Annotated in this window: 1 protein-coding gene; it reads right to left on the bottom strand. The window is 71.8% G+C overall.

Features of this window, described 5'->3' with window-relative positions; all coding sequences use genetic code 11:
- A partial coding sequence (locus MTF69_RS42610) for a polyketide synthase dehydratase domain-containing protein (protein WP_243342205.1) occupies positions 1-1,427 on the bottom strand: 1,427 nt, incomplete at both ends.

Here is a 1,427-nt window from a genome sequence, read left to right as displayed (position 1 = left end):
TGGGTTCGGGGGTGGTGATTCGGGTGAGGCGGGGGGTGAGGAGTGTGCCGTTGCGTAGGGCGATCTGGGGTTCGCCGCTGGCGAGTGCTGTGGGGAGGATGGTGTGGAGGGTGTCGGGGTCGTCGAGGTCGAGGTCGAGGAGGATGATCCGGTCGGGGTTCTCGGTCTGCGCCGACCGCAACAGACCGCGTGCCGCCGCGCCCGGAAGATCGCGCACGTCCTCCTCCGCGCCCACGCCGACCGCGCCGCTGGTGACCAGCACCAGACGCTCGTCCTCGGGCCGGTCCTCGGCGAGCCATTGCTGGGTGCGGGCGAGCGCGGTGTGGACGGCATCGTGCACCGTCGCGTCGGCGGCGAGCCGGATCAGCGTGGTGCCCGCGGCCGTTGCACTTGTCATGCCACCGGCCCCGGCCGGTACCCACTCCACCCGGAACAGCGCGTCGTGGCTCCGGCCCGCTGCCGCTCCGAGCTGCTTGGCCGAGATTGCACGTAGCGCCAGGGACTCCACGGCGAGTACCGGGGACCCTGTCGGGTCCGAGACCTCGATCGTCACCGCGTCCGTACCCGCCGGAGCGAGACGGATCCGGGCCTTCGTGGCGCCGGAGGCGTAGAGCCGTACACCACTCCACGCGAACGGCAGCCGTGCCTCACCCGTGCCGGGCAGTACGCCCAGCTCGATGGCGTGCAGCGCCGAGTCCAGCAGCGCCGGATGCAGACCGAAGCTCCCGGCATGCTCCAACTGCTCGTCAGGGAGTGCGAGTTCCGCGAAGACCTCCGTTCCGCGTCGCCACACCGCGCGCAGCCCCTGGAAGGCCGGTCCGTATGTGAAGCCCTGCTCGGCCAGGTCCTCATACCGCCCAGTGAGGTCCACCGGCTCGGCGCCACTCGGCGGCCAGACCGTGAGACGCTGCCCGGCGGGCAGCTCCTCGGGCGCAAGCACACCGTCCGCGTGCCTGATCCACTCGTGCTCGAAGTCGGTGCTCTCCGGACGGGAGTGCACGGTCACCGAGCGCCGCCCGGTCGCATCCGGGGCGGCCACGGCGACCTGGAACTGCGAGGCGTCGTTCCCCGCGAGCACCAGAGGCGCCTCCAGGGTCAGTTCCTCCAGATGCCCCGCCCGTACCTCGGCTCCTGCCTGCAGCGCCAGCTCCACGAACGCCGTGCCGGGCAGTAGCACCCGACCCAGCACCGTGTGATCGGCGAGCCAGGGGTGGGTGCGCAGCGAGAGCCGGCCGGTGAGCAGCAGCTCGTCGCTGTCGGCCCGCGTGACGGTGGCGCCGACCAGCGGGTGCTCGAACTCGCCGAGGCCGATGGAGGCTGCGTCCGTCGTCGCGGCAGCCCTGCTCGGCTGCCAGTAGCGCTTGTGTTGGAAGGGGTAGGTGGGGAGGTGGTGGGGGTGGGTGGGGTGGTCGCCGATGAGGGTGTGC

The organism is Streptomyces sp. AP-93, from assembly GCF_022808175.1.
Lineage (GTDB): Bacteria > Actinomycetota > Actinomycetes > Streptomycetales > Streptomycetaceae > Streptomyces.
The sequence above is the reverse complement of the archived record's forward strand: the minus strand, read 5'-3'. Positions and strand labels throughout refer to the sequence as shown.